Raw genomic sequence first — 2,760 nt, 5'->3', positions numbered from 1 at the left:
CACCTGCTCCCCGCCCGCCTGGTGCTCGTCGATGCGCTGCCGCTCACCCCGAACGGCAAACTCGACCGCGCCGCACTGCCCGCCCCCGGCGATCTCCCACCCCGCGGCCCCGCACACCCCGAGCCCGCGGCCGAACCCGCCACACCGCTCGAACGCCAGGTCGCCGACCTGTTCGCCCGGCTCCTCGGCACGAGCCGGGTGCGCCCCCACGACGACTTCTTCGACCTCGGCGGAGACAGCCTGCGCGCCGCCCGGCTGGCCACCGCCCTCCGCGCCGCCCACCACACCGACATCGACGTCCGCGACATCTTCGACAACCCCACGGTCTCCGCCCTCGCGGCCCGGCTCACCGCCCCCGCCGACCCCGGAGAACCCGCCGCCGCACGCCCGGAGCGGATCCCGCTCTCCCACGGACAGCGGCGGCTCTGGTTCCTGCACCGCCACACCGCCGCCGACCGCGCCTACAACGTCCCCCTGACGATCCGCCTCACCGGCGACCTGGATCCGGTCGCGCTCGCCGCCGCCCTCGGCGACGTGACCGACCGGCACGAGATCCTACGGACCGTCATCGAGGAGGAGGACGGCAACCCGTACCAGCGGATACTGCCGCCCGAAGCCGGCCGCCCCCGCCTCGCCGAGACCACCGTCGATCCCAGCGAACTGCCCGCCCGGCTGGCCATCGCCGCCCGGCACGCCTTCCGGCTCGACCACGAGACCCCGCTGCGCGCGACCCTGTTCACCACCGGCCCCGGCCGGCCCCGCACGCTGCTCCTTCTCCTCCACCACATCGCCTGCGACCACACCTCGCTCGGCATCCTCACCGCCGACCTGGAGACCGCGTACGCCGCGCGGCTGCGCGGTGCGGCACCCACGGACCTGCCACCCCTGCCGTACCAGTACGCCGACTTCGCGCTCGACCGCGCCGCAGACCCCGCTCGCGGCTCCGCCGCCGAGGACGACGGCCTCGCCCACTGGACCCGCGCCCTGGACGGACTGCCGGACCGCATCGCCCTGCCCGTCGACCGAACGGCACCGCCGACGGACGACGGGGCCACCGCCGCCTTCCGGGTCCCCCCGGCCCTGCACCGGCGCCTCGCCCGGCTCGCCGCCACCGAACGCGCCAGCCTGTTCATGGCCGTCCACACCGCGCTCGCGGTCCTCCTCACCCGCCTCGGCGCCGGCACGGACATCCCCCTCGCCACCGCCGTCGCCGACCGGCCCGCCCCCCGGCTCGACGCGTCGGTCGGCTTCTACGTCAACACCCTCGTGCTGCGCACCGACACCTCCGGCGACCCCACCTTCCGTGAACTCCTCGGCCGGGTCCGTACCGGCGACCTGGACGCCTTCGCCCATCAGCACGTCCCGTTCGAACGGGTCGTGGAGGCCCTGGCCCCGCGCCGCCCCGAGACCGGTCCGCCCCTCTACCAGGTGATGCTGGTCCTCACCCCGCCACCCCCCGAGCGGCTCGACCTGCCCGGGCTGCGCGCCGAGGTCGCGACCGTCGCCACCGGCACCGCCAAGTGCGACCTGGCATTCAGCCTGTACGAGCGCCGCGGACCCGGGGGCGACGGCGAGGGCCTCGACGGCATGCTGGAGTACCGCACCGCCCTGTTCACCCCGGAGACCGCCCGCGCCCTGGGCGACCGCCTCGTCCGGCTCCTCACCCAGCTGGCCGACGCCCCCGACACCCCCATCGGCACCGCCGACCTGCTCGCCCCGGAAGAACGCGCTCACATCCTGGACCGCTGGAGCAGGACACCGGCCCGCCCCGCGCCGCCCGGCCCCACCCCCCGGAGCGTCACGGAGGGGATCACCGCCCACACCCGCCGCACCCCGAAGGCCGTCGCCCTGCGCTCCGACACGGAGACACTGACCTACGCGGAACTGGAGACCCGCTCCGACCGCCTCGCCGCGCACCTCACCACCGCCGGGGTGCGCCGGGAGACCCGCGTCGCCGTCCTCATGGAGCACGGCGTGCTGTACGCCGTCACCGCCCTCGCCGTCCTCAAGAGCGGCGGCGTCTATGTCCCCCTCGACGCCCGCGCGCCGCACGCCCGACTGTCCCAAGTCATCACCGAGGCGGACGCCGCCGTCCTCGTCGTCGGGCCCGGCCCGGCGCCCGGGAGGCAGCCCGCAGGCGCGCCGGTCGTCCTCGACGCCGCCGAGGCCCTGGCCGCGCCGCCTCCACGTAACCCGGCCGCCCCGGCCGGCCCCGCCGTCCCCGGTCAGCTCGCCTACGTCATCTACACCTCCGGGTCGACCGGCGTCCCCAAGGGCGTCGCCCTCACCCACGAAGGCATCCTCGCCCTCGCCGCCGACACCTGCTACGAACCCACCACCGCCCGCCGGATGGTGATGCACTCCCCGCACTCCTTCGACGCCTCCACCATGGAACTCTGGGTGCCCCTCCTCAACGGCGGCGAGGTCGTCGTCGCCCCGCCCGGCGACCTCGACCTGCGGACCCTGCGGCAGCTGATCACCGAGACCCGACCCACCAGCCTCTGGCTGACCGCCGGCCTCTTCCAGCTCGTCGCCGAGGAGGACCCCGGCTGCCTGGACGGCCTCGACGTGGTGTGGACCGGCGGCGACGTCGTCTCGTCCCGCGCAGTCCGTGCCGTCCGGCGCCACTGCCCGGACACCGCGATCGTCAACGGCTACGGCCCGGCGGAGATGACCACCTGCGCCGCCTGGCACCAGGTCACCGACGCCGACCTGGCCGCCGGCACGGGCCGCCGGGGCCTCCCCGTCGGCCGCCCCCTG

1 protein-coding gene is annotated in these 2,760 nt (G+C 75.9%); it reads left to right on the top strand.

The genetic code is table 11. From position 1 onward, the window contains the following. The coding region (locus tag ACYVE9_RS21790) for a condensation domain-containing protein (protein ID WP_461029583.1) at nt 1-2,760 on the top strand (2,760 nt) is incomplete at both ends.

Source organism: Streptomyces sparsus (assembly GCF_054776295.1).
Note: the sequence above shows the minus strand (reverse complement) of the source record. Positions and strands in the feature narration are given on the sequence as shown.